Origin of the sequence: Corallococcus sp. AB030, assembly GCF_003668965.1 — a bacterium.
GTDB lineage: Bacteria > Myxococcota > Myxococcia > Myxococcales > Myxococcaceae > Corallococcus > Corallococcus exiguus.
This window is the reverse complement of the sequence record NZ_RAWQ01000388.1, coordinates 1-3,543: the sequence shown is the minus strand read 5'-3', so window position 1 is coordinate 3,543 and position 3,543 is coordinate 1. Positions and strand designations below refer to the sequence as shown.

Genomic DNA, 3,543 nt, shown 5'->3' with positions numbered 1-3,543 from the left:
GCTCTTCGTTGATGGCCACTTTGCGTCCCCGCATGGCCTCTCTTACTGCTCCCCACCACTCCGCCTCGCACGCAGCTGTCAGGTAGGCGTCTGGCGATCCGCTCGCTTAAATGCGGGGATCACTCAGCCCGCCCGCCCCAGCCGTCACCAGGCGTGTTTCCCTCTGAAGCCAGACGCCCGCCGCGCCGCTGACACAGCAGCCTGCCGTCCTGGCGACGTGCCGAAACACCCCACCCCATGGCTTGAACACAGACGATGAATCGCGGTGTTTCTCGCCCTGCGATTCGCCAGGTCCCCCCTTGCACGTCCGCCAATCCAGGCGCGGCGACAGGGCGACCGGGGGACCCCTGCCACGCGCCGCGAGCAGGGGGATGCGGTTCCCCCGGCCCCGCTCTTTTCACCTGGCAGCAGGAGAGAACTTGAGAAGGCAGCTCATTGGGTTCCTCGTGGCGTTGGGCGCCATGCACACCGGCTGCGGTGGCGCGCCGGACTTCACGTCCACCGCGGGAGACGACGACTCGCTGGGGAATTCCGGGGACGCGCTCGCGAGCGCGACCACGATGTTCGACGACGCGCTCGGCTCGGGCTGGCAGGACTGGTCCTGGGCGACGCACAGCCTCAGCGCGACGAGGCCCGTGTACGCGGGCACCCGTTCCATCTCCGCGACGTTCGGCCCCTGGACGGGCCTGTACTTCCACCACGCGGGCGTGCCCACCACGGGCCAAGGCTTCGTGGAGCTGCAGGTGAACCCCGGCGCGACGACCAACCCCGCGCTGGCGCTCTACGCGAGCGTGGGCGGCGTGGCGAAGTCGCCCGTGGCGCTCAACCCCACCTGTACGGGCGGCACGCTGAAGGCCAACACGTGGACGCTGTGCCGCATGCCGCTCTCCACGCTGGGCGCGGCGAACACGACGCTGGATGGCCTGGTGGTGATGGAGAACGCGGGCCGCTCGCTGCCCGTGATGTACCTGGACAACGTGCGCCTGGCGGCGGGCACCACCGCGCCTTCCGCGCCCACGGCCCTGAAGGCCACGGGCTCCGCCACGGACGTGGCCCTCACCTGGGGCACGGTGACGGGCGCTTCCGGCTACCACGTGTATCGCGCCACGTCTCAGACGGGCACGTACACGCGGCTCACTTCCTCCGCGCTCACCGCCGCGTCCTACAAGGACACCAGCGCGGCCGTGAACACGACGTACTGGTACGCCGTCACCGCGCTGAACGCGGTCGGTGAGAGCGCGAAGTCCGCGGCGGTGTCTGGCAAGCGGACCTCCACCACGGGCGTGAGCGTCAGCGTCACCCCCGCCAGCGTGACGCTGTCGCGAGGCGGCGTGCAGACCTTCACCGCGCTGGTGACGGGCAACACCAACACGGCCGTCACCTGGAGCGTGCAGGAAGGCGCCACCGGCGGCACCATCACCACCAGCGGCACGTACACCGCGCCCCAGACCGCGGGCACCTACCACGTCGTGGCCACGAGCAAGGCGGACACGACGAAGAAGGCCACTGCGGACGTGGTGGTGACGGGCCCGGTGGGCAACACCAACAAGTGGGTGTCCGGCTACTACACGGGCTGGAACGCGGATGACTACCCGCCGGAGAAGGTGGACTTCAGCGCGCTCACGCACATCATGGTGGGCCGCGTGACGCCGAACACGGACGGCACGGTGGACGCCATCTTCGACAACTCGAATGGCTCCGCCATGGCGAAGACGCTCTCCACCCGCGCGCACGCGGCGGGGCGCAAGGCCATCATCATGGTGGGCGGCGCGGGCGAGCACGCCAACTGGGTGGGCGCTGCCTCTTCCGCCAACCGGGAGAAGTTCGTCCAGAACCTGCTCAAGACGATGGACGACCACGGCTACGACGGGCTCGACATCGACTGGGAGCCGGTGGAGGAGGCGGACAAGCCGAACCTGCTCGCACTGGTGCAGCGGCTGCGCCAGGTGCGGCCCAACATGCTGCTGACGTTCCCCATTGGCTGGATCAACAACAACTTCGCCACGGACGCGTCGCTCAAGTGGTACCCGCAGCTGGCCCAGTACCTGGACCAGGTGAACGTCATGTCCTACGAGATGATTGGCGTCTGGGGCGGCTGGGATTCGTGGTTCACGTCCGCGCTCAAGGGCGAGTCCGGCACCCACCCGACCTCCGTGGAGTCCAGCCTCAAGGCCTGGGTGGCCGCGGGCATCCCCAAGGAGAAGCTGGGCATGGGCATCCCGTTCTACGGCCTCGCGTGGCGGCACATCACCGGCCCGCGCCAGCCCTTCACGGACTGGTCCGACTACGTGGGCGGGGACAACTCCTTCACGTACAAGAAGATTCTGGCGCTCTCCAAGACGGGCACGCTCCAGTGGGACGCGGCGGCGCAGGCCAACTACGTCACGTTCAACACGCCGGTGGAGGACGGCACGGTGCGCTGGATTACGTACGACGGTCCGGAGGCAATCCAGGCCAAGGGCCAGTACGCCAAGGCGAACGGCTACGGCGGCACCATCATCTGGACCATCAACCAGGGATGCACCGACCCCGCGACGGGCACCAACCCGCTGCTCACCGAGGTCAAGAAGGCGTTCCTCCAGTAACCGGGATGGCCTGAAGACAGACGGCCGCGTGGGCACCCGCCCGCGCGGCCGTTTTCGTACAGCGTGACGCGGACTACGCGGAGGGCGGCACGGCGGAGGGCGGAGCCGTGGGGGCCACCGGCTCCGGGCCACCTGCATAGACGCCCTGGTACGCGGGCGGCAGCAGCGCGGCCACCCGGCGCATCATCGCGTCCACCAGCGCCTGGCGCGTGTCGGAGGAGCCGGACACCTCCGGCTCCAGGTCCGCCATGCGGAACGCGGGCCCGAAGGTCACGGTGACATCCGCGTGGAAGAGCCGCTCGCCGCCCATGTCGGAGTCGTTGATGGGCATGAGCTTCTCCGTGCCCGTGAGCGCCACCGGGACAATGGGCACGCCCGCGCGCTTGGCGATGAGCCCCACGCCCTTCTTCGCCTCGAGCAGGCCTCCGGCGCGGCTGCGGCCCCCTTCCGGGAAGATGAGGACGGACTGGCCGCCCTTGAGCAGCTCCACGCAGCGGCGCAGCGCTTCGATGTCCGGCGAGTTGGGCGTGATGTCGATGGTGTCCATCGTCTCCGCCGCCAGCCGGGTCATCACGGTGCCGTGCAGCTTCACGCCCGCCAGGAAGACGACGCGCCGGGGACGCAGCGCCCGGTAGAGCGTGAAGCCGTCCGCGTTGGACAGGTGGTTGCAGATGAAGAGGCAGGGGCCGTCCGGCAGGTCCTTCAGGCCGTACACCTTCGCGTGGGACAGCCGTCCCCACACGCCGTGCATCAGGCCGCGCACGACATGGCGGCGCAGCCCGTAGGGGAGCAGCGACATCAGGGCGAAGAGAAGTCGAAGCACGGGCCGGCCCACGTCCTTTCCGGATGCCCCTGGTCACCAGGGGGAGCGATGGCTGGACGTCCTTCTAGAAGATGTAGTCCCGCCCGGTGGGGCGGGTCAGCGGTCCTCCCTGAGCGCTGGCCCGCCCCACCGGGC

General features: G+C 69.3%; 2 protein-coding genes. One reads left to right on the top strand and one right to left on the bottom strand.

Going from position 1 to position 3,543, the window contains the following annotated elements; all coding sequences use genetic code 11:
- The first annotated feature begins 419 nt into the window (after window positions 1-419).
- Window positions 420-2,585 (top strand): glycosyl hydrolase family 18 protein, encoded by a 2,166-nt coding sequence (locus D7Y15_RS42765; RefSeq protein ID WP_121756141.1) that lies wholly within the window; start codon window positions 420-422, stop codon window positions 2,583-2,585.
- Between the two features lie 73 nt (window positions 2,586-2,658).
- Here the strand turns inward: D7Y15_RS42765 and D7Y15_RS42760 are convergent, their stop codons facing one another.
- On the bottom strand, window positions 2,659-3,408 hold the full coding sequence (locus D7Y15_RS42760; RefSeq protein ID WP_121756142.1) for a 1-acyl-sn-glycerol-3-phosphate acyltransferase: 750 nt from the start codon (window positions 3,406-3,408) through the stop codon (window positions 2,659-2,661).
- Window positions 3,409-3,543 lie beyond the last annotated feature (135 nt).